The sequence below is a fragment of the Halomonas sp. LES1 genome (genome assembly GCF_031846005.1).
Taxonomy (GTDB): domain Bacteria; phylum Pseudomonadota; class Gammaproteobacteria; order Pseudomonadales; family Halomonadaceae; genus Halomonas.
Window position 1 is genome coordinate 585,676 of the sequence record NZ_JAVRGC010000001.1, and the last position, 21,605, is coordinate 607,280.

Genomic DNA, 21,605 nt, shown 5'->3' on the forward strand with positions numbered 1-21,605 from the left:
ACTTAGCAACAAGTTGACCATAGGCGACTCCCCCATGTCTCAAGCGTCGCAAGCCTGTACAGCCGATTCCCAGACCCTAGCCGCACCGGCCGAGATACGCCACGACTGGCGTCTCGATGAGATCGAGGCGCTGTTCGCACTGCCCTTCAATGACCTGCTCTATCGCGCCCAGCAGGTGCATCGCGCCCACTTCGACCCCAACGCCGTTCAGGTCTCCACCCTGCTTTCGATCAAGACCGGCGCCTGCCCCGAGGACTGCAAGTACTGTCCCCAGTCCGGCCATTACAACACCGGCCTGGGCAAGGAGAAGTTGTTGGAGATCGAGAGGGTCGTGGAGGAGGCCCAGGCGGCAAAGGCCGCCGGTGCCAGCCGCTTCTGCATGGGAGCGGCCTGGAAGAGCCCCCGCGAGAAGGATCTCGGGGTGGTGCTGGAGATGGTCCGCCGGGTCAAGGCGCTGGGGCTCGAGACCTGCATGACCCTGGGAATGATCGATGGCGACCAGGCCGCGCGGCTCGCCCGGGCGGGGCTCGACTACTACAACCATAACCTCGACACCTCTCCCGACTACTACGGGGAGATCATCACCACGCGAACCTACGCCGAGCGTCTGGATACGCTCGCCCAGGTCCGTGAGGCAGGCATGAAGGTCTGCTCGGGGGGGATTCTGGGCATGGGTGAGGCTCCCCGCGACCGGGCCGCCCTGCTCCAGCAGCTGGTACGCCTCGAGCCGCACCCGGAGTCGGTGCCGATCAACATGTTGATCAAGGTCCCCGGCACCCCACTGGAAGATGTCGAGGATCTCGACCCCATCGAGTTCATTCGTGCCATCGCCGTGGCGCGCATCCTGATGCCGCAGAGCCATGTGCGCCTCTCCGCGGGACGCGAGCAGATGGATGACTCGACCCAGGCCCTGGCCTTCCTGGCCGGCGCCAACTCCATCTTCTATGGTGATCGACTGCTGACCACCGCCAATCCCCAGGCGGAGCGCGACAGGGCCCTGTTCTCCCGGCTCGGCCTGCATCCGGAGCGCAGGGAAACCTGTGCCGACGACGACTGGATTCAGGCAAGCGTGGAGGCCGACCTTGTCCAGCAGACGGCACACCGGGCCGCCGCCCGGGTCGGCGAGCTGGCCTACGATGCGACAAGCGTTGAGCCATGACCCAGCACGACTGGCCAGGCCGTCTCTCCGATCGCGCCCGGGCGTGCCGCGATAGCGGTCTGTGGCGACACCGCGCGACACGTCGGCCGACGAGTCGGCTGCGTGACTTTGCCGGCAATGACTACCTGGGTCTCTCCCGGGACCCGCGTCTGGCCGAGGCCATGGCCGAGGGAGCACGGCATTACGGAGGCGGGGCCCGAGCCTCGCACATGGTCAACGGACACCTGGCGGTTCACGAGACCCTGGAGAGTCGTCTCGCCGAGCTCACCGGTCGCCCCCGAGCGCTGCTCTTCTCCACCGGCTACATGGCCAACCTGGGTGTGCTCCAGTCGCTCTGTGATCCGCATACCCGAGTCTTTCAGGACCGCCTCAACCACGCCTCACTGCTGGATGGCGCCAGGCTGGCCGGCGCCTGTTCGCGTCGTTTCCACCATGCCGACCTATCCGACCTCGAGCGACTGCTGGCGCGCAGCCCGGCCGACCACCCCAGGCTGGTGGTGAGCGACGGTGTCTTCAGCATGGATGGCGACGTGGCCGATATCTCGGGGCTCGTAGCCACCGCTCGTCGCCACGCTGCCTGGCTGATGATCGACGATGCCCACGGCATGGGCGTGCTGGGCGAGCGAGGCGACGGCTGCGTGGGCCGCGCCTACAGCATCGACGACGTGCCAGTGCTGGTCGGTACCCTGGGCAAGGGGCTTGGCACCGCCGGGGCCTTCGTCGCGGGGAGCGAGGCACTGATCGAGCACCTGATACAGTTCGCGCGCCCCTATATCTACACGACGGCCCAACCACCCGGGGTGGCGGCCGCCACCCTGGCAGCGCTGGATATCCTGGCTGAAGAGCCGGAACGGCGTGAACGTTTACACGCCCTGATCGCCCGCTTCCGCGCGGCAGCAAGCGAGCTCGGGCTCCCGCTGGCGGCCAGCGCCACGCCGATCCAGCCAGTCGTGCTCGGCGACAACACAACGACCATGGCCTGGGCCACACGACTCGCCGAGCGTGGTATCAATGTCGGCGCCATTCGCGAGCCGACCGTGCCACGCGGGAAGGCCCGGTTGCGTATTACCCTCTCCGCCGCCCATGCCGACGATGATATAGACGCCCTGATCGATGCCCTGGCCGAATGCCAGGAGAGGAGCGTCATGACCGATGGAGACCCCCTGGCATGACCCGTCTGGTGCTGCTTTCCGGCTGGGGGGTCGATGCGCGAATCTGGCAGCCCCTGGCGCCCCTGTGGCCGGCCGGGGTCACCGTCGAGACGCCAGACTGGCCGGGCTATGGGGCCCAGCCGGCCCTTGAGCCTCCTGCCGACCTGGAAGCCCTTGCCAGGGCATTAGCCGACGAGCTTCCCCGGGACGCCGTCTGGATTGGCTGGTCCCTGGGCGGGCTGCTGGCGACCGTCCTGCTCGGCCTTGCGTCGACCGCGCTTCCCCCTCCCCGGGGGCTGATCCAGATCGGCATGGGCCCACGCTTCTGCCACCCCGAGGGGGTGACACAGCAGGAGTTTGGCCGCTTCCGCCGTGCCTTCGCTCGAGACCCGGACGCGACCCTGGCACACTTTCGACGCTGGATGCTGCGCGGAGAGGCGTCTCCCCGGAACGCTTACCGTCACCTTCTCGACCTGCTCGGGGAGGGCCCTCCCCCCGATGTGGCCACCCTTGGCGCCGGTCTGCAGTGGCTTGCCGAGCTTGACAGCAGTCGCCTCCTGGCCGAGCCACCCTGCCCAGTGCGCTTCCTGTCTGGAACCGACGACCCACTGCTGTCCGCGACACGACGGCAAGATGCCGATCGCACCATCGACGGGGCCGGCCACTGCCCCATGCTGTCACGCCCGGATACTCTGGTGACGACTCTGATTGGACTCTCCCGAGAGTGCCTTGGGGGTAGGAGCGCGGCCAATCTCGAGGTGCAGACATGAATTCACCCGCCTTGATGCCCACGGGGGCGCCCGCCGGTTTTCAGCAGCGCGTCTCCCATGCCTTTTCACGCGCCGCCAATCACTACGAGCGCCTGGCGGCGGCACAGCAGGACATGGGCGAAACCCTCTGGGCCCGGCTACCCCGGGGAGCGATGCATATCCTCGACCTCGGGTGCGGCCCGGGCAGCTGGAGCCAGCGACTGGCCGACGATTATGCACCCGACGCCCGCGTCATCGGCCTCGATATCGCCCCGGGAATGCTGGAAGTCGCCCGTCGCGAGCGAGGCGACAAGGTGCGCTGGATCTGCGCTGATGCAGGCGCCCTGCCGCTGCCCGATGCCAGCCTGGAGCTGGTGTTCTCCAACCTGGCCGTTCAATGGTGCCCCGACCTCGACGCCGTGATGGCCGAGCTGTATCGCACACTGCGTCCCGGCAGTCGCGCCCTGATCAACACCCTCGGCCCCGAGACCCTGAGCGAAGTGGGTTACGCCTGGAAGCGGCCCGGTCGTCACGCCGCCCTGCTCGACTTTCGCAGCCCCGAGCACTATCGCAAGGCCGCCTGCCTGGCGGGTTTCCGACGCGTCGCGGTCGAGGTAAGTCGGCCAAGATTCCATTACCCCGACATGACCGCGGTAATGGCCTCGATCAAGGGCATCGGTGCCCAGGCCTCACGCCCCAGGGGCCACCTGACCCGGGCCGACCTTGTTCGCGCCTCACAACGGTTCGAAGCCCTGCGCGAGCCCGAGGGGCTGCCCGTCACCTATCACCTACTGACGCTGGAGCTCGAACGCTAATATGGCCGCCTACCTTGTCACCGGCACGGATACCGACGCCGGCAAGACCCTGGTCACGTCCGGCTTGCTGGCCCTGGCACGCCGCAAGGGCCTAACGACCCTGGGCCTCAAGCCCGTCGCCTCGGGCAGTGAGCCCACCGATGCGGGCCTGCGCAATACCGACGCCCTGGCGTTACAGGCCTGCAGCCACCCCGCAGTGCCCTATGCCACGGTCAATCCCCACGCCTTCTCGCCGGCGATAGCGCCTCACCTCGCCGCTCGAGATGCGGGGGTCACGCTCACGCTAGACGCCTTGAGCGAGAGCATGCGCGAAGGGCTCGCCCTGGGTCGGGAGCTCACCCTGCTGGAGGGCGCCGGCGGCTGGCGGGTGCCGCTGAATGCCCGGGAGGACCTCTCCGGCCTGGCGACGCAGCTGGCGCTACCGGTGATTCTGGTGGTTGGCCTCCGGCTCGGCTGCATCAGTCACGCACGATTGACGGCCGAGGCAATACGCGCCGACGGTCTGCGGCTGGCCGGCTGGGCCGGCAGCCTCGTCGATCCCGCATTCGGCAACGACGAAGGTCTTTATCGCGACAACCTGGCTACGCTGGCGCGAACGCTGGACGCCCCCTGCCTGGGTGTCGTTCCGCACCTACCGGCCTGCGACCCGCCGGCCCTGGCCGCGGCGGCTGCCGACCACCTGGAGTTGCCCGATGATCATTGACTTGTCCGTGTGCGTCCGTAAAATACCACGCCAGCCTATCCGTGCGGATGTGGTGGAATTGGTAGACACGCCAGATTTAGGTTCTGGTGCCTCAGGGCGTGGGAGTTCAAGTCTCCCCATCCGCACCATCTTCTCCCCCAGTAGTCCCCCAGCATCCAACGCCAACACCCCTGTCATCTCCAACGAGATGTGCGGTGCTTTCGCGTGTCTGTCGTTTCCCTTCACAACGCTCCCAACCACAACGGCCCTGGATCCTGCTGATGTCTAGCTCTCTCGACTCATCCCCCGTCTGGCACCCCTATGCCCACCTCAAGACCCAGCAACCGGCACCCAAGGTAGTCGGCGGCGAAGGCCCGAGCTTCCGGCTGGAGAACGGCGAGACCCTGCTCGACGCCACCTGCTCCTGGTGGTGCATGATTCATGGCTATCGCCACCCGCGGCTGGTCAAGGTCATCCAGCAGCAGGCCGATACGCTCTGTCATGTGATGCTCGGAGGCCTGACCCACGATCCCGCCGACCGCCTGGCACGCGAGCTGGTACGCATCACCTCCAGGGGGCTCAACCATGTGTTCTTCTCCGACAGCGGCTCGGTAGGCATGGAGGTGGCCATGAAGATGGCCATTCAGTTCCATCAGCTGCGCGGCAGGAGCGGTAAACACCGGATGCTCTCTCTGATGAAGGCCTACCACGGCGACACCGCAGGCTGCATGGCGGTGTGCGATCCCGAAGAGGGCATGCACTCCCTGTTCGCCGGCTACCTTCCCCGCCACCACTTCGCCCCGGCGCCAGAGGCCTCCTTCGATGCCGATCCCGAGGCGGTAGCGGCGGACCTGGCCGCCCTGCGCAATGTGCTGGAACGTCATCACCAGGAGATCGCCGCCCTCCTGATGGAACCGCTGCTGCAGGCCGCCGGCGGGCTGAACATGACCTCGCCCCATTACCTTCGTGGGGCGCGAGAGCTATGCGACGAGTTCGACGTGCTGCTGATATTCGATGAAGTGGCCACGGGCTTCGGTCGCACCGGCCGAATGTTCGCCGCCGATCACGCCGATGTCACCCCGGACATGATGGTGCTGTCAAAGGGGCTCACGGGAGGCTATCTCGGCCATGCGGCGACACTGGCCACCACCCGGGTGCATGACACCTTCGTGGGCGACTCGTCCGAGCACGCCTTCATGCATGGCCCCACCTTCATGGGCAACCCGCTGGCCTGCGCGGTAGCTCTGGAGAGCCTGGCGGTGTTCGAAGAGGAGGATTACCTGGGGCGTATCGCTCATCTCAGCGATGTGCTGCGCCAGGAACTGCTCGAGGACACGCGCCTGACCGAGCACCCGGCGGTCGCGGATGTACGCGTGCTCGGCGCCACCGCGGTGATCGAGACTCACGACGCAGCCGCCCTTGACGGCGTAGCGGACTGGGCGCGCGAACAGGGCATCTGGCTGCGCCCCATCGGCCGCTGGCTCTACACCATGCCCGCCTACGTCACCTCGGAGGCACAAATCCGCCAGATTACCGAGGTCATGAAGGGCTGGTTCAGATAGACTCTGCGTAAGACGGAACCGACGCGAGACCAACAAGATGAAGAAGGCGCTGATCGCTCTGGCCGCCAGTCTCAGCCTGGCCGCCCACGCGGATGCCCCGATGTCCGATGATGACAGCGACCTCCCGGAGTGGGCCGAGAAACGTATCGGCCCCTTCCATGCCACCATGACCGACTGGGTAGACGGCACCTCGCGCAGCATCGACGGGTTCTTCGGTACCACCGATGCCCTGACGGTGGACTCCGACTCCTACCTGCGGATCAGCCAGGAGAACGCCTGGAAGGAGGGCGAGGCGTTCGACCATGACCTCAGCGCTCGCTTTCGCCTCGACCTGCCCACCACCGAGGAGCGCCTGCGCCTGATCATCGAGAGCGAGCCGGATGAGACGCGCGGCACTCTCGGCGATCAGGAGTCGGCACTGACCGATGACCGATCCAACAGCATCGAGGATGTACTGGTGGGGCTACGTCATCTGGGGAAGGGCGACAGGACCCGGGAGTGGGATACCGAACTCGGCGCCGGCATCAAGGTTCGCCTGCCCCTCGATCCCTATGCCCGCATCACCACCCAGCGGCTCTGGACCCTTGATGACGGCCCATGGAAGCTGCATAGCGATAACCGTTTCTCCTGGTTCAACAAAGACGGCTACTCGGCGCGTACCCGCTGGGATCTCGGCCGTCCTATAGATGAGAAGCGCCATCTGCGCTTTATCAGTAACGCCCAGTGGCGCGAAGAGGTCGACACCCTGGAGTTCAGCCAGGCCGCCGAGCTCAACCAACGCATCAACCGCCGCAGCGTACTGCGCTACTCCGCCGTGGTGCTGGGCGAGAGCCTCTCCCATACCACCATCGAGGACAGCTATCTGCAGCTGCGCTTCCGCCGCGATATCCACAAGGGCTTCACCTTCCTGGACATCGCGCCCTCCCTGCACTTCCCCCGCGACGTGGACTACGAGCACCGCTGGGCGCTCACCCTGCGCCTGGAGATGTACTTCCGCCGCTTTATCGACCGGGTCACGCTGTAGCGCGCTCACGAGACGCCTGGCGTTAACACCGCAACAACCGCTGAATAGCGGACATATCAAGATACGCTTCCAGGGCATCGGCCAGGCGATCGAGCTCCTCCTGGCGATGACGCCCATAGTCGACCGCCCCCGCCTTGCCGACCAGTCCGCAACGCGCCAGCAGCGCCGCGCAGGCCTCGGGTCGGTCGAACAGGCCGTGCAGATAGGTGCCCAGCACCCGGCCATCGTCGCTCACCGCCCCGTCCGGGCGCCCCGCCAGCTCGCACAGGGGGCGCTCGAGCGCCGGCCCCGTGGTAACGCCGTTGTGAATCTCGTAGCCGGCGATCGGCACGCTCTCGGGCAGCAGGCGCCCACTCACATTGCGCAGCTGCTTGCCGGCCACCAGGCGTGTCTCCATTTCGAGCAGGCCCAGTCCAACAGAGGAACCAGTCGGCCCCTCCAGGCCCTCGGGGTCATGGATGGCACGCCCCAGCATCTGGAAGCCCCCGCAGATGCCCAGCACCCGTCCGCCATAGCGCAGGTGACGCTGAATAGCAGACTCCCAGCCCTGGCTGCGCAGCCAGGCGAGATCCGTGCGAGTACTCTTGCTGCCCGGCAGGATGATCAGGTCGGCCGGCGGAATGGGCCGATCCGGCCCCACGAAGGTGAACGCCACCCGCGGGTGCAGCCGCAGCGGGTCGAAGTCGTTATGATTGCTGATACGCGGCAGGGCCGGCACCACGACGCGCAGGGCCGGAACGCCCTCTTCTCGCCCAGCGCAACCGATACTGTCTTCGGCATCGAGCAGCAGGCCATGCAGATAGGGCAGCGTGCCGAGCACCGGCTTGCCGGTATGCGCGGCGAGCCATTCGAGTCCCGGCTCCAGCAGGGCAGAGTCGCCACGAAAGCGGTTGATGATGAAGCCCTGGACACGCGCTCTCTCGCTGCCACTGAGCAACTCCAGGGTACCCACCAGCTGGGCGAAGACCCCACCCCGGTCGATATCGCCCACCAGCAAGACCGGGCAGTCGACCATCTCGGCGAAGCCCATGTTAGCGATATCGTTCTCGCGCAGATTGATCTCCGCCGGGCTCCCCGCTCCCTCGGCAATGATCACATCGTAGCGCTTCGACAACGCTTGCCAGGCGGCCAGAACGCTATGGCGCGCCTCTCGCTTGTAGGCGTGGTAATCCAGCGCATCCATATGGCCATGCACCTGGCCACGCAGGATCACCTGGGCACCGCGGTCGCTCTCCGGCTTCAGCAGCACCGGATTCATATCGCTATGGGGCTCGACGCCGGCCGCCAACGCCTGCAGCGCCGTGGAGCGGCCGATCTCGCCGCCATCCCCCGTCACCGCGCTGTTGAGCGCCATGTTCTGCGGCTTGAACGGGGCGACCGATACCCCTCGCCGATGAAGCGCCCGGCACAACGCCGCCACCACCGTACTCTTGCCCGCATCCGAAGTGGTGCCCTGGATCATCAGCGTGGGCATGAACCCCCCAAGGCCTGGCGGAGTTCGTCATCGCTGACCCCTTGCCCCCAGCCGTTGGCATGTACCAGATCGGCCAGCGGCAGCCGCTGACGCCAGCCCTTGCGGGCCAGTTCCGGTTCATCCAGAAACTCACTGACATAGCCGATACATAGGTAGGCGAGTGGGTAGACATGCTCCGGAAGGCCCAGCACCGTGCCCAGCTCATGCTGGTCAAGGATACTGACCCAGCCCACGCCGATTCCCTCGGCACGCGCGGCCAGCCAGAGGTTCTGGACCGCCAGGCAGGTGCTGAACAGGTCCATCTCGACAATGCTGGTACGGCCCAGTACCGGGCCACCCCCGCGACTACGATCGCAGGTAATACAGAGATTGAGGGGGCTCTCGAGGATCCCTTCAAGCTTCAGGCTGCGGTAGTGCTGCTGGCGCTCTCCGGAAAACCGTCGCGCCCCCTTTTCGTTCTCTCGGGTGAAGATGCCATGTACCTGCCGGCGCACCTCGATGCTGTCGATCACCAGGAAATCCCAGGGCTGCATGAAGCCCACCGAGGGGGCGTGATGGGCCGCTTCCAGCAGTCGGCCCAGGACCCGCGGCGGCACCGGGTCCGGCAGAAACTGCGAACGCACGTCCCGGCGCTCATGGATGGCCCGATAGAGACCCGCCTTCTCCGCCTCGGAGAAGGGCATATTGGGGTTGTGCATGGTTCACTCCTCTTCGTCTATCCCGCACAGACGATATTGAGCACATTGATCATGATCGGGTAATGACTGTTATCGACGACAGATGATGGGGGGATCAGACGCCACGCGCCTCGCCGCGCCCCTGGAGGTCGGTCATGTTCCGCTCACCGGTACGAAGACAGGGGCTCCATCGATCTCCGCACTCGCCAGGCGCTGACCATAGAGGCGCTCCAGCGCCTCGGGAACCAGCATCTCCTGCGCCGGGCCCCAGCATGCTCGCCCATCCGGATAGAGCAGCAACAGATGGTCGCACCAGCGTGCGGCCAGGTTGAGATCATGCAGGCACATCATCACCGCACGCCCTTCACCAGCCAGCTCGTTGAGCAGGGCCATTACCGCCGTCTGATGATGCAGGTCGAGATGATTGGTGGGCTCATCGGCGAGCCAGATCGCCGGTGCCTGGGTCAGCACCGTGGCGATGGCCAGTCGCTGACGCTCGCCCCCCGAAAGGGTACTCACCAGGCGCTCGGCCAGATGGGCCACATCGAGTCGTTCGAGTGCCGCCTCGGCCAGGCGGAGATCCTCGCCATCCTCCATCTGCCAGGGGGAAAGCCAGGGATGGCGGCCGATCAACGCCGTCTCGAGCACCGTGGATGGAAAGCCGTCGTGGCGCTCCTGAAACACCAGCCCCAGCCGCCTGGCCACCTCACGACGACGCAGCGAGGCAAGCGGCGCCTCCCCCAGAAGCACCTCTCCGGCGCGAGGCGGGCGCAGCCCCGCCAGGGTATGCAGCAGGGTGGTCTTGCCGGCACCATTTGGCCCCAGCACGCCCCAGACCTGCCCCGGCTCGACCCGAAGGTCAAGGGCGTCACCGTCGGTGCGTCCTGGCACATCGATCACCAGATGGCGGGCCACCAGCGGCGGTGTCACTGGATCTGCCATCAGGAGCCTCGATAGAGCAGGTAGAGGAAGGTGGGAACGCCGAGCAGCGCGGTGATCACCCCCACCGGCAGCTGCTCCGGTGCGATCACGGTGCGGGCTAGGGTATCGGCGACCAGCAACAGGGTGCCCCCCGCCAGCGCACAGGCGGGCAGGATCAGGCGCTGATCATTACCCAACGCCAGGCGCAGCATATGCGGTACCACCAGGCCGACGAAGCCGATGCTGCCGGCACCGGTCACCGCCGCCGCCGTCAGCAGGCTCGCCGTCAGGTAGAGCCCCCACTCAAGGCGTCGCACCGCCACCCCCAGGGCGGCGGCCTGCAAGGGGCCCCGCGCCAGGACATTGAGGTGGCGCCCCAGGGGCACCACCAGCAGGCAGGCGCCCAGCAGCAGCGCCAGCAGCGGCCAGGGCGTGCCGGCATGAGCGAGATCACCCATCAGCCAGTAGAGCATGCCAGGCAGGCGTTCGACGGGGCTGACCGAGAGCATCAGTGTGATCACCGCCCCCCAGCCGGCCGCCACCACCACGCCGGTCAGCAGTAGCCTTGAAGGTGTCCAGCCGCCACGACCATGGGCCAGCCCGAACACCAGCAGAGTCGAGATCAGGGCCCCCACGAAGGCGGAACCCGAGATCAACAGTCCTCCCACGCCCGCCAGCATGGCCATCAGCGCCCCCACCGCGGCTCCTCCGGAGAGCCCCAGCACATAAGGGTCGGCGAGAGGGTTGCGTAGCAGCACCTGCATCAGCGCCCCGGCCACGGCGAGCAGCCCGCCCACCGCAAAGGCGGCAAGCGAGCGGGGCAGGCGCAACTCGAGGATCAGGGTACGCGCGAGCCCTTCGCCACGCCCGCTCAGGGCCGCCAGAACGTCGCCAGGCGGCAGCGTTACGCTACCCAGCGCCACGGAGAGCACCAGCGCCGCCAGTGCAGCGAGGGTCAGCAACCCCAGGGGGCGAAACAGCGCGATCACTGCCGATGCCCTCCGCGCCGCGCCCTGGCCTGGTCGAGCCGTTCACAGACCACACTGGTGCCTTCCAGGAGACGGGGCGTCGGACGCTGGATCAGCGAGGGCGGCACGAAGAAGAGATTGTCCTGGGCAACCGCCGTGAGTGATGGATAGCCTCGCCAGTGTGCCAGCCAGTCTCGGTTATCCTCCCCCCTGCCACCGGCGAGAATCACCTCGGGGTTCGCCGCCAGTAGTGCCTCCTCATCGAGTCGGGGCGCCAGGCGCTCGAGCTCGCCGAAGACATTGATACCACCACACAGCTGCAGCACCTGACCGATCCAGTGCCTGTCGTTGATGGTCATCAGTGGCTGGTCCCAGACCTGGTAGAAGACCGAGACCGGCTCGGCCTGAGCATGGCGCTCGGCCAGCGAGGCCATCTCCCGGCGGAAACGCTCGGCCTCTGCCTCGCCCGCTTCCCGGGTATCGGCGAAGCGGGCCAGCTGCTCGATCGTGGCACTTATTTCGTCGAAGTTGCGTGGCTCGATATAGAACACCGCCATACCCAGCGCCTCCAGGCGCTCGAGCTGCTCGGCGGGGTTGCCGGTGACCCAGCCAATCACCAGGTCCGGGGTGAGCGCCAGCAGGCGCTCCAGATCGAGGCGGTTATGACTGCCGACTCGAGGAATCTTGAGGGCCTCGGGCGGATAGTCGCTGTACTCGACCGCCGCCACCACCCGCTCACCCGCGCCGGCGGCGAAGGCGAGCTCGGTGGCACCCGGTGACAGCGCGGCGATGCGCGAGGCGGGCCGCTCCAGGCACACCTCGCGATCCAGGGCATCTACCGCGCATATTTCATCCTGGGCCTGCGCCGTCGCCAGGGGCAGCAGCGCAAGGCCGGCCAGGAGTAGCCGAGAAAGTCGTCTGGTCATCACGGCCCGAAGTGCACGCTCAGGAAGGCCGCACGGCCGGCATTGATATAGTCATCTCCGTCGAAGAACTTGGCCGTGGTGTACTCCTTGTCCAGGGCGTTCTCGAGCGTCACGCGAGCCGACCACATCGGTGCAAACTCCCAACCGGCGCGCAGATTAAGCAGGCCAAAGCCATCCAGGCGCATGGGCTCACCGGTTAAATAGTCATACTCGTAGCGATGGTTCTGGGCGATCCAGGACCCGCCCAGCGACCAATCGCCCATTTCGCGGTCGATGTCGAAGCGCAGGCTCTGGGTGGCGCGTCGCGGCAGGCGATCACCGGTCTCGCGATTCTCGGGATCGGTATAGGTGAGTGCTGTAGCCAAAGTCCAATCGTCAATCACGGCACCGGCAGCCAACTCAACGCCGCGAATGCGCGTAGTCGGTATATTTTTCGTTCTTCCACCCATTTGCCAGGAGATCAGGTTGTCGATGTCGGTCTGATAGACCGCCGCATCCCAGAACCAGCTGGTATATCCGCCACGTACGCCAACCTCAAGCGTGTCCGATGTTTCGGCTTCCAAATCGGGAAAGCCATAACCCGGCCAATATAGGTCATTGAACGTTGGTGCAACGAAAGCAGTACCGTAGCTCGCTCTTATCGTATGCGATCCATCCAGCTCGTAACCCAGCGCCAGGCTGCCTGTCACCTCATCACCGTAGGCCTCGTTATCGTCGAAGCGCAGGCTCGCCTGAAGCGCTACGGGTGAGAAGTCGAGCAGCGCCTGAGAAAAGATAGCCTTGTTATCGCGCTCCTCCTCGGCATATGGACCGAATCCCGTGTTGCTACCTGCTACGCTATCATTCGAGTATTCCGCTCCCAGAACAAACTCATGCACTCCGGCACTTAGCGTATTCTCCCAGCGTGCCGTCCGGGTCTGCGTATCGAGAATAGAATCATAGAAGTGGTTATCGCTTTCATCGCGAGCCTCGCTGAGTGTCAGGCGGCTGCGCCAGTTGTCGGACACTGGCAACTCTGCATACACTCCGGCCACCTGCTGCACAAAGTCAGTCGTAGCGAGTGAGCCACTCTCATCATACTCGGTGGTTCCACGCGCCCGCAGAGCCAGCAGCCCCAGTTCCGCGCCGCTATCGAAGGTATGCGACATACGCGCCAATGCTGTGGTGTTGTCGTACCCCATATCCTCCCCGCCACGACGAACCGGCGCACCCTCGGTGTCGAAGCGGCTGGCGGCGAAATGGTATCGCGTGCCACCCTCGGCACCGGAGAGGCTGGCGCTGTAGCGCTGGGTATCGAAGGAGCCGCCGCCGAAGGAGATGCGCGGTGTCGCCCCGCCCTCTTTACCCTCGGGCGTAAACAGCTGAATCACCCCACCCATGGCATCGGCGCCATACAGGCTACCGCGGGGGCCGCGCACAATCTCGGCGCGGTCGAACATGCGCGGATCGAGAAATTCCCAGGCCGGAGCACCTGTTGTCGCCGAACGCAGGCGAATACCATCGATCATCAGCAGGCTTTGATTGCTGGACGTGCCGCGAATGTAGACGCTGCTGCTCTTGCCGAAGCTGCCGCTGGAGGTGACGTCCACCCCGGGTTGGCCGCGGAAGAGATCGGTCAAGCTGGTGGGGTCCTGCCGGCGCAGGGTGGCCTCGTCCAGCAGCGTTACCGAGGCGAGGCTCTCGTCGGCGGTACGCGGCGCCAGGGCTGCGGTGACCACCATGGGGTTGAGCACCTGGGTCTCGCCAGTGTCGGCAGTCTGGGCGTCTGCGGCCTGCACGGCCAAAGGAAGTGCGGCCAGTGCGAAGGTCGCCAGGCCACGGGTTGCGTGTGTCGTGTTCATCTCTGTCCCTTGCTCACCGTACTCACCCGCACGGTGTCATACTGCTTTTTTAGGGCCGGTGCAGAGGGACGGAAGGAAGGGAGACGGCGTGGATGCGTGCGGTCGAGGCCCTGCCTGTTGACCACCCTCCGCGGTCCGGCATGCGCTCTCGGGCCGGTCTCCGGGCTGACGAGCGAGGGGCTGGCGTGATACCAACGACCCTGCAGAACCGCCGCCTTCCCATGCCGATTGGCACAGTGGCATACCTTGAGGGTAGTGGCGGTTCTTGACTCGATCACCGTTGCGGGGGCAGCGTCGGAATGGACCGACTTCCCGTTTACCTGGCGGCATTCACTCCGCCAGCACCTGAGAGTGCGCGTAAGCTACCAATCCCCATGGGAAGCGTCAACGCGGCGTCGACGCCTTGCAGGGCTATCGCAGTTACCGAGCCAAGGGGCGCTGAGGACAAGCCGAAGAGGGGGTCCTACGCCAGGGAAGGCGTCGGTAGCGCCCATGGAGGGGTTCATAGCGCCCCCTCGTAGGCTTGTCGCCAGATCAGCCCCGAGCTATCGAGCAGCCAAGCTATCTGCGATAGCCCTGCTACACATTGGGCAGCTACTGAGCAAGATCCAGTCGTCTGGCCAGCCCATGGCGCACATACCACACCGCCGAGCAGCGTGACGCGACCTCCTGGACCAGCCAGCCATTGAGATCCCGCAGCCGGCGAGCTTCGGGCGCCATCGGCACGATGCCGCGCCCCATCTCGTCGAGAATCAGTACAACCTCCAGCCCCCGGGTCTCCTGCGCCGCCAGGGCCTCCAGCATGGCACGCCAGCTTGCCCGTACGTCGTCATCAACTTCGGCCTGGGCGGCGGTGAGCCAGCCGGCCCAGCCTGTGACCACCAGGGTCACACCTTCAGGCAGGTCGCCGAGCCAGTCCGCCACACCCTCCCCCGGGTTCAGCCGTTCCCAATGCGCCGCCGGAAAGCGTTCGTCGACTAGTTTGCGTCGCCCTGAACAGGCACCGCCGATGAAGCACTGCATCGCCAGCCTCCCTCATGATGGGTGAACGTGAAATGACGCCCCTGGGCCTGGCCCACCACGCCCTCCCAGAAGTCGACGGTCTCCAGACGACGGCGCAGCTCGCGAATGACGCCGCCGTGGCTTACCGCCAGCACGCGTTGCCGTTCACCTGCCTGTGTCTGAAGTTCCTGCAGCCAGGCAAAGAGCCTGCCCCAGAGCGCATCGGCCGACTCACCGCCGGGGGGTGCCTGCATGCCGGCGCTATCGATCCAGGCCCGATAGTGCGGGTCGTCCTTGAGCTCGTCCCAGGTACGGCCTTCATAGTCGCCGAAATCGAGTTCCCGCAGGCGCGGGTCAAACAGCGCCGAGGCGTCGCGGCCCGGCTGCACATGGGCCAGCGTCTGTCGACAGCGGGCCAGGTCACTGCAGTGGATGGCATCGAACTCGGTGCCCGCCAGATGCTCACGCAACCGCTCCATGTCAGGCACGGCATCGGGCAGCAGAAGCGGGATATCGCGCTGCCCCTGGTAGCGTCGTTCGAGATTCCAGCGCGTCACGCCATGCCGAACCACCACCAGCTCCAGGCGGCGAGCAGCAGCCATAGTTCTCCTCCCTCGATGGCGGCACCAACGATATCACCGTTGATGCCGGAAAAGGCCCTGACCATGAAGAGGCCATAGAGGCATAGAAAGACCAGCAGAGCACCCAGCAGCCAGATCCCACCGGGCACGAAGCCGAAGATGGCCAGCAACGGCAGCAGCGATAGCCACAGGTCGCGATGCCCCAGGTGTTGCCGCCAGGTCCAGGCCAACCCTTCGCGCCGTGCCAGGGGCGCCAGGCGCAGCAACACAAGGGTGCCGAAGCGCGCCAGACCCGGCAGTGCCACCCATAGCCAGGGGCTGACCCCGGCGTCGAGCAACGCCCACAGCAGTACCCCCTTCCAGGCCAGCAGGAAGACGAGGGCGAGAATGGCGAAGCTGCCCACCTGACTATCCTTCATGATCGCCCAGCGCCGCTCCAGGGGCGCATTACTGCCCAGTGCATCGGCCAGATCCATGACCCCATCGAGGTGTAGCCCCCCGCTGAGCGCCACCCACAGGCTAAGCAGGGTCAGTGCCAGCAGCGGGGTGGGAAGCCCCACCCCGAGAGCGGCCACCACCGCCAGGGCGGCGCCGATCAGCAGGCCCACCAGGGGATAGCAGCGCAACGCCCAGCGGCAGGTGTCGGCATGCCAGGGGCAGGCAACAGGCAGAGGAATTCGGGTCAGAAACTGCAGGGCCAGCACCAGCCCATAGAAGGCCTCCTTCATCGTCTCGCCTCCGCGCGGCATTCTCCATCAGCCTGGCCGTCGATGGCTTTCCACTCGAGCGCCATGCCGGCCACCACCTCGATCACCCGGTCCGCCTCTCGCGCCAGCCGGCGGTGCAGTCGCTGGAGAAAGGCCAGGTAGCGCCAGGTCTCGGCATCGGCTGGCGGCAGCGCCTCGTTAAGGTCATTGGAGACCACCACCAGGGCGATATCGCGCATGCGGGCCCTCTCGACCACCCGGGCCAGCATCGCCTCCCCGTCAGCCTCCTGGCCGCCACCGGCATAGAGCCACTGGCTGGCCCAGAGGGTCAGGCAATCCAGCAGCACGCTATCTCCCGCGGCCACCTCGGCAAGGGCCGTGTCCAGCGCCAGGGGCGCCTCCAGGGTGCGCCAACCGGTGCCACGCTCGTGACGATGGCGCGCGATTCGCGCGGCCATCTCGGCATCCGTGGCCTGGGCCGTGGCGAGATAGACGAGCTGGCCACCGCGGGATCGATGCAAGGCGCCGGCCAGCGCCTCGGCATGGCGACTCTTGCCGGAGCGCGCCCCACCACCGACGAAGGCGATCACGGCGCGCCCTCCTCGGCTTCCTGCAACACCTCGGCCAGGGCCGCCAGCAGGCGCTGATTGGCCGTGGCATCGCCCAGGGCCAGACGCAACCAGCCGCCGTCGAGGCCCGGGAAGGATTCGGTATGACGCACCAGCACACCGCGGCGCAGCAGCGCCGGCAGCAGTTGTCGCGTCGCCTCGCGCCCCCCGGGGTGACGCACCAAGAAGAAGTTGGCCCGGCTGGGGATCACCTCCAGGCCCAGGGTAGCGAGACCCGCCTGCAGCCGTGGCCGCTCGGTGGCGAGCCACGCCTCGGTGCGACCGGCGAAGTCGCGGTCGGCGAGCAGCGGTGCCACCAGTGCCGCCGCCAGGCCATTGACGCTCCAGGCGGGCTGACAGCCGGCGGCAAGTCGCACCGTCTCGCGGTCGGCCAGCAGATAGCCCAGGCGCAATCCGGGCAGGGTAAAGTGCTTGGTCAACGAGCGCAGCAGGATCAGGTGTTCGAAGCGGGTCAGCAGCGGCGTCAACGCCTCCTCCCCCGCCGGCCTTCCCTTCTCGTTGCCCACGAAATCGATAAAGGCCTCGTCCACCACCACGCGATAGCCACGCTGCGCGGTGAGTTCGAGCAGCCGTGCCACCGAGGCTTGCGGCACCAGGGTGCCGGTGGGGTTGTTGGGGCGGCACAGGAAGAGCAGCCGCGCCTCGCCCAGGGCGGCGACCACCGCCTCCGGGTCGAGGCGAAAGTCCGGTGGCTCGAGAGTCAGGCGAGTGACTGGCAGGCCATGGGCCGCGCAGGCTCGTGCATACTCGGCGAAGGTGGGCTCGACGATGGCCACGGGAGCGGCAGGGAACTCCCGGGCCTGGAGGGCAACGGCCAGAAAGATCGCCTCGGCACCACCGTTGGTCAGCAGTATCTGCTCGGGTGCCACCCCGTCCCGAGCGGCGATCGACTCACGCGCCTCGCGATAGTCGGGGTCGGGATAGCGGGCCAGTGCCTCGCCCTCCCCCTGCAGACGAGCCGACACCCAGTCGGGGAGCCAGGCCGGCGGCCCCAGGGGATTGAGATTGGCGCTGGCATCCAGCACCGGCGTGTCGTCGGCCAGCCCGAAGCGAGCCAGCAAGGGCGCCGCCTGACCGCCGTGGAGCGGCCACTCCTTCGAATTCATCTCAGCACCTCCTTCAGCAGGATGACAAGGGCCGGCAACGCCAGAAAGACGACCCAACCGCCATGCATCAAGCGAACCGCCGCCGGGATATGCCGGGCACCGAGAGCCTCATGGGGGAAGCCGAGCCGAACCCGCTCCGAGAGTTCGCCGAGGTAGTGGTTGTTGCCACCGAGCTGCACGCCCAGCAGATGGGCCACCATGGCCTCGGGCCAGCCGCTGTTTGGGCTAAGGTGGAGCGGCGCTTCCCGGCGGGTGGCGACCAGCGCTCCCCGGGTCCGCCACCCAGCGCTCAGTCGCGCGCCGAGCCATAGCGTCAGGGCGGTCAGACGTGCCGGCAGCCAGTTGGCCAGATCGTCGAGCCTGGCCGAGGCCCAGCCAAAGTCGAGATAGCGCGCGCTGCGATGGCCCACCATGGAGTCGAGGGTGTTGATCGCCTTGTAGGCCAGCGCCAGCGGCGCACCGCCCAGCAGGGCAAAGAACAGCGGGGAAGTAATGCCATCCACGCTGTTCTCGGCCACGGTTTCCACCGTGCCACGGGCGATGTCGGCCTCATCCAGTTCGGCAGTATCGCGCCCGACGATCATGGAGAGTGCCCGACGAGCGCCGGGCAGATCGCCACCCGTCAGGGGCGCCGCGACGGCGAGGGCGGCGTCGCGCAGGCCCTTGATCGCCAGACAGCTGGCCAGCAGCCACCCCTCGGCGAGCCAGCCCAGCCAGGGGTGAACGCGTGCCAGTAGCGTAATGGCCGACCAGGCCAGTCCCCCGCTGCCCAGTACCACCAGCGCCGTCATCAAGGCCCCCTTGCGCCGGCGGCTCAACGGGCTGCCATGGTTCCAGGCGCCTTCCAGGCGAGCGATCACCCTGCCCATGCCCACCACCGGATGCGGCAGCCGACGCGGATCGCCGATCAGCAGGTCGACGCCCACGGCGGCCAGCACCAGGCCGAGCAGTGCAAGCGATAGCGGCTCAGCCATGGAACACCGCCCGTTCCTCGGCGTCTCGCCGCCACTCCCGGGAGGCGAGCAGCGACTCTCGGGTGGCCCGATATATCGCCTTGCCCAGCTCGCGTCCCAGACGCGTACCGGACCCGGCATAGGGAGTCACCGCGCCCTGCCGGGTCGCGGCGATCGCCAGGCAGTCGGTGGAGGTACCACTGGCCGGCGTGCCGCTGTGGGGATCACGCACCTCCAGCGATTGAAGGGCGCGTACCTTGGCTTCGCTGGCAGACAGGCAGGCGTTGACCATGGCACTGTCACTGAGGCACCCATCGATAAGCACCAGGGTGTTGATGGTGCCCACCGGTCGAGGGTCGCCAGCCAGGGGGGCGGTGATATCCACGGCATTGCCTGCCCCCGCGGTCACCGCCACCACTACTCCCTCCCCTTCCACCAGCGCCAGGTGTTCGAGTCGCACCGCGGTCATCATGGCCAGGCTCCCCTCCAGCGGGATACCGCGAGCCGTCAGCCACCTCGCCAGATCCCCGGCCGGGTCGTGGCCAGCGTAGTCCTTGTCTACATGAAAGTTGCAGAAATGGTGGCGCCAGCCGAAGCCACCACCCACCAGGGCGCTGCTCAGTGTCCAGAGTGGCTGAGGGCTGGCAAGGTGCACGCACTCCTTATCGACGGCCAGGGTCAGCCCCGGCCCAAAAGCGAGCTGGGAAGTCTCCGGCGTCATGACCCAGCGCCGATACCGGCATCATCGAAGGTGGCCATCTCCGACAGCAGGCGACACGCCGAGTCCAGCAGCGGAAAGGCCAGGGCGGCGCCGGTGCCTTCGCCGAGGCGCAGCCCGAAGTCGAGCAGCGGTCGGGCATCGAGGGCCTTCAGCGCCTGTTCATGTCCCGGCTCCTGGGAGCGGTGACCGAAGATCAGATACTCTCGCAAGCCGGGGCAGAGCCGACGGGCCACCAGCGCCGCCACGGTGGCGATAAAGCCATCCACTAGCAGCGGCAGGCGCTGTTCGGCGCCGCCCAGAAAGGCCCCGGCCATGGCGGCAATCTCCAGCCCCCCCACCGCGGCCAGAGCCCCCAGCGGGTCGTTTCGATCCGGCCGACGTGCCGCCAGGACGCGCTCGATCACCGACTGCTTGTGGGCCACACCGCTGGCATCGAGACCGGTACCGTTTCCGACCAGCCCCGCCACAGGACCGCCGGTCAGCACGGCCAGCAAGGCACTGCTCGCCGTGGTATTGGCGATCCCCATCTCGCCGATGATCAGGCAGCGACAGCCGGCCGCGGCGGCACGCTTGGCGGCGCGCGCCCCTGCCGCCATGGCCTGCAGGGCCTCGTCTCGCGTCATGGCGTCGCTTTCCAGCATATTGGCGGTACCGAGACGAACCTTCTCGTTCACCAGTAGCGGGTGACGGGCTACCTCCTCGGGCAAGGGAGTGGCAACCCCCACATCGATGACCTCAAGGTGCGCCGCGTGCTGTCGAGCGAAAACGTTGATGGCGGCCCCACCGGCGGTGAAGTTGGCCACCATCTGCGCGGTCACCTCCTGGGGAAAGGCCGATACCCCCTCGGCGGCCACCCCGTGGTCGGCGGCAAACACCAGCATGGCGGGCGGCGTAACCTGGGGGAGCGGCTGCCCCTGAATGGCCGCCAACTCCACGGCCAGACGCTCCAGGCGCCCCAGGCTGCCCGGGGGCTTGGTGAGTCGGTCGAGGCGCCGCACGGCACGCTCCGCGGCGATGCTGTCGAGCTGGGGAAGACGGTCGGGGATCATGCTGAACGAGTCACTCCTGGCAGAGGCATCCGATCTGGGCCGGCCATCTTACCAGAACGCCAGCCATGGGCGACGCTCTGGGGGGAGTGCAAATCGCGGCGAGGCTTCCTTATGCTGGAGGCCCTTTCACCACTGGAGACCCGACATGATCGATGCCACCGATATGGTTCATCTGGAGCGCTGCGTGGCGCTGGCGGAGAAGGGACTGGAAGCGGGCGACGAGCCCTTCGGCTCGGTGCTGGTGAATGCAGAAGGCGAGGTGCTGGCCGAGGACCACAACCATGTGGCCGGCGGCGACGCCACCCAGCACCCCGAGTTCTTCCTGGCCCGCTGGGCGGCGGAGCACCTCACACCCGAGCAGCGCGCCGGGGCGACCGTCTATACCTCCGGCGAGCACTGCCCCATGTGCGCGGCGGCCCATGGCTGGGTCGGCCTCGGGCGCATCGTCTACGCCAGCTCTTCCGAGCAGCTGATCGGCTGGCTCAGAGAGATGAGCGTTGCGCCGGCGCCGGTGGCGCCACTGCCCATCGAGCAGGTGGTGCCGGACGCCGTGGTCGAGGGGCCGGTACCGGCTTTCGCCGAGCGGATCCGCTCTCTGCACCGCCGGTTGCACGGGTGCTGAAGGGACTCAACAGCCGCCTATCCTTCCACCACCAGAGGCTCGAGACGCACCAACGTCATCATGGCCAGATTCACCAGTTCGGCGGACCTCCGGCTCGAGTGACGGCCTCACCCCCAGGTACAAACGTAAACAATGGGATGGCAGAACAAGCGTCGGCCGCGAGACTTCCAGCAACGGAAATCGCGCGGCCGATAGCGGTGCCGATGCACCGACGCCTATTTTGCGTCAGCGCCGCCGACTAGTATGCCGAACGGCCAAAGCAAGAGGCCGACATAAGTACATCATC

General features: G+C 66.8%; 22 protein-coding genes, 1 tRNA gene and 1 riboswitch. Of the genes, 9 read left to right on the forward strand and 14 right to left on the reverse strand.

The genetic code is table 11. From position 1 onward, the window contains the following. Window positions 1-34: 34 nt before the first annotated feature. The 8 genes from bioB to RM463_RS02835 all read left to right on the forward strand — a co-directional run bounded on the left by bioB (window position 35) and on the right by RM463_RS02835 (window position 7,142). Entirely contained in the window at window positions 35-1,159 is a 1,125-nt protein-coding gene (gene bioB, locus RM463_RS02800) for a biotin synthase BioB (protein WP_311428885.1), read from the forward strand. Next, the gene (gene bioF, locus RM463_RS02805) at window positions 1,156-2,331 is read left to right on the forward strand and encodes an 8-amino-7-oxononanoate synthase (RefSeq protein ID WP_311428886.1); all 1,176 of its coding nucleotides are present in this window, start codon (window positions 1,156-1,158) and stop codon (window positions 2,329-2,331) included. The genes bioB and bioF overlap by 4 nt, the downstream gene beginning before the upstream one ends. Beyond that, window positions 2,328-3,080 (forward strand): alpha/beta fold hydrolase, encoded by a 753-nt coding sequence (locus RM463_RS02810; RefSeq protein ID WP_311428887.1) that lies wholly within the window; start codon window positions 2,328-2,330, stop codon window positions 3,078-3,080. The genes bioF and RM463_RS02810 overlap by 4 nt, the downstream gene beginning before the upstream one ends. Then, window positions 3,077-3,874, forward strand: coding sequence for a malonyl-ACP O-methyltransferase (locus RM463_RS02815; RefSeq protein WP_311428888.1), 798 nt, complete (start codon window positions 3,077-3,079; stop codon window positions 3,872-3,874). The genes RM463_RS02810 and RM463_RS02815 overlap by 4 nt, the downstream gene beginning before the upstream one ends. Window position 3,875: 1 nt before the next feature. Further along, complete coding sequence (bioD, locus tag RM463_RS02820) at window positions 3,876-4,577, forward strand: dethiobiotin synthase (protein WP_311428889.1); 702 nt, start codon at window positions 3,876-3,878, stop codon at window positions 4,575-4,577. Window positions 4,578-4,620: 43 nt separating this feature from the next. After that, a tRNA-Leu gene (locus RM463_RS02825) sits at window positions 4,621-4,705 on the forward strand. Between the two features lie 132 nt (window positions 4,706-4,837). Beyond that, window positions 4,838-6,118 carry an adenosylmethionine--8-amino-7-oxononanoate transaminase gene (bioA, locus tag RM463_RS02830; protein WP_311428890.1) on the forward strand — a complete coding sequence of 427 codons (1,281 nt, stop codon included), beginning with the start codon at window positions 4,838-4,840 and terminating at the stop codon, window positions 6,116-6,118. A gap of 37 nt (window positions 6,119-6,155) precedes the next feature. Next, on the forward strand, window positions 6,156-7,142 hold the full coding sequence (locus RM463_RS02835) for a hypothetical protein (RefSeq protein ID WP_311428891.1): 987 nt from the start codon (window positions 6,156-6,158) through the stop codon (window positions 7,140-7,142). Between the two features lie 22 nt (window positions 7,143-7,164). On the opposite strand, the gene RM463_RS02840 is transcribed toward RM463_RS02835, so the two are convergent. The 14 genes from RM463_RS02840 to cobT all read right to left on the reverse strand — a co-directional run bounded on the left by RM463_RS02840 (window position 7,165) and on the right by cobT (window position 20,697). After that, window positions 7,165-8,616, reverse strand: a complete 1,452-nt coding sequence (locus RM463_RS02840; protein ID WP_311428892.1) for a cobyric acid synthase — start codon at window positions 8,614-8,616, stop codon at window positions 7,165-7,167. After that, on the reverse strand, window positions 8,604-9,314 hold the full coding sequence (gene bluB / locus RM463_RS02845) for a 5,6-dimethylbenzimidazole synthase (RefSeq protein WP_311428893.1): 711 nt from the start codon (window positions 9,312-9,314) through the stop codon (window positions 8,604-8,606). The genes RM463_RS02840 and bluB overlap by 13 nt, the downstream gene beginning before the upstream one ends. A gap of 132 nt (window positions 9,315-9,446) precedes the next feature. Next, on the reverse strand, window positions 9,447-10,235 hold the full coding sequence (locus RM463_RS02850; protein WP_311428894.1) for an ABC transporter ATP-binding protein: 789 nt from the start codon (window positions 10,233-10,235) through the stop codon (window positions 9,447-9,449). Continuing rightward, entirely contained in the window at window positions 10,235-11,203 is a 969-nt protein-coding gene (locus RM463_RS02855) for an iron ABC transporter permease (RefSeq protein ID WP_311428895.1), read from the reverse strand. The genes RM463_RS02850 and RM463_RS02855 overlap by 1 nt, the downstream gene beginning before the upstream one ends. Then, complete coding sequence (locus RM463_RS02860; protein ID WP_311428896.1) at window positions 11,200-12,108, reverse strand: cobalamin-binding protein; 909 nt, start codon at window positions 12,106-12,108, stop codon at window positions 11,200-11,202. Before RM463_RS02860 ends, RM463_RS02855 begins: the two co-directional genes overlap by 4 nt. Then, window positions 12,108-13,949 carry a TonB-dependent receptor domain-containing protein gene (locus RM463_RS02865; RefSeq protein ID WP_311428897.1) on the reverse strand — a complete coding sequence of 614 codons (1,842 nt, stop codon included), beginning with the start codon at window positions 13,947-13,949 and terminating at the stop codon, window positions 12,108-12,110. Before RM463_RS02865 ends, RM463_RS02860 begins: the two co-directional genes overlap by 1 nt. Before the next feature lie 133 nt (window positions 13,950-14,082). Further along, a riboswitch (cobalamin riboswitch) is annotated at window positions 14,083-14,313 on the reverse strand. Between the two features lie 230 nt (window positions 14,314-14,543). Then, window positions 14,544-14,972, reverse strand: a complete 429-nt coding sequence (locus tag RM463_RS02870) for a bifunctional adenosylcobinamide kinase/adenosylcobinamide-phosphate guanylyltransferase (protein ID WP_311428898.1) — start codon at window positions 14,970-14,972, stop codon at window positions 14,544-14,546. Beyond that, window positions 14,927-15,553 carry a histidine phosphatase family protein gene (locus RM463_RS02875; RefSeq protein ID WP_311428899.1) on the reverse strand — a complete coding sequence of 209 codons (627 nt, stop codon included), beginning with the start codon at window positions 15,551-15,553 and terminating at the stop codon, window positions 14,927-14,929. The genes RM463_RS02870 and RM463_RS02875 overlap by 46 nt, the downstream gene beginning before the upstream one ends. Then, entirely contained in the window at window positions 15,505-16,260 is a 756-nt protein-coding gene (gene cobS / locus RM463_RS02880) for an adenosylcobinamide-GDP ribazoletransferase (RefSeq protein ID WP_311428900.1), read from the reverse strand. The genes RM463_RS02875 and cobS overlap by 49 nt, the downstream gene beginning before the upstream one ends. Then, complete coding sequence (locus RM463_RS02885; RefSeq protein WP_311428901.1) at window positions 16,257-16,829, reverse strand: bifunctional adenosylcobinamide kinase/adenosylcobinamide-phosphate guanylyltransferase; 573 nt, start codon at window positions 16,827-16,829, stop codon at window positions 16,257-16,259. Before RM463_RS02885 ends, cobS begins: the two co-directional genes overlap by 4 nt. Then, the gene (gene cobD / locus RM463_RS02890; RefSeq protein WP_311428902.1) at window positions 16,826-17,974 is read right to left on the reverse strand and encodes a threonine-phosphate decarboxylase CobD; all 1,149 of its coding nucleotides are present in this window, start codon (window positions 17,972-17,974) and stop codon (window positions 16,826-16,828) included. Before cobD ends, RM463_RS02885 begins: the two co-directional genes overlap by 4 nt. After that, entirely contained in the window at window positions 17,971-18,948 is a 978-nt protein-coding gene (gene cbiB, locus RM463_RS02895; protein WP_311428903.1) for an adenosylcobinamide-phosphate synthase CbiB, read from the reverse strand. The genes cobD and cbiB overlap by 4 nt, the downstream gene beginning before the upstream one ends. Then, window positions 18,941-19,648 carry an adenosylcobinamide amidohydrolase gene (locus RM463_RS02900; protein WP_311428904.1) on the reverse strand — a complete coding sequence of 236 codons (708 nt, stop codon included), beginning with the start codon at window positions 19,646-19,648 and terminating at the stop codon, window positions 18,941-18,943. Before RM463_RS02900 ends, cbiB begins: the two co-directional genes overlap by 8 nt. After that, entirely contained in the window at window positions 19,645-20,697 is a 1,053-nt protein-coding gene (cobT, locus tag RM463_RS02905) for a nicotinate-nucleotide--dimethylbenzimidazole phosphoribosyltransferase (protein ID WP_311428905.1), read from the reverse strand. The genes RM463_RS02900 and cobT overlap by 4 nt, the downstream gene beginning before the upstream one ends. Window positions 20,698-20,842: 145 nt before the next feature. On the opposite strand from cobT, the gene RM463_RS02910 reads away from it, so the two are divergent. After that, window positions 20,843-21,319, forward strand: a complete 477-nt coding sequence (locus tag RM463_RS02910) for a nucleoside deaminase (protein ID WP_311428906.1) — start codon at window positions 20,843-20,845, stop codon at window positions 21,317-21,319. Window positions 21,320-21,605: the final 286 nt, after the last annotated feature.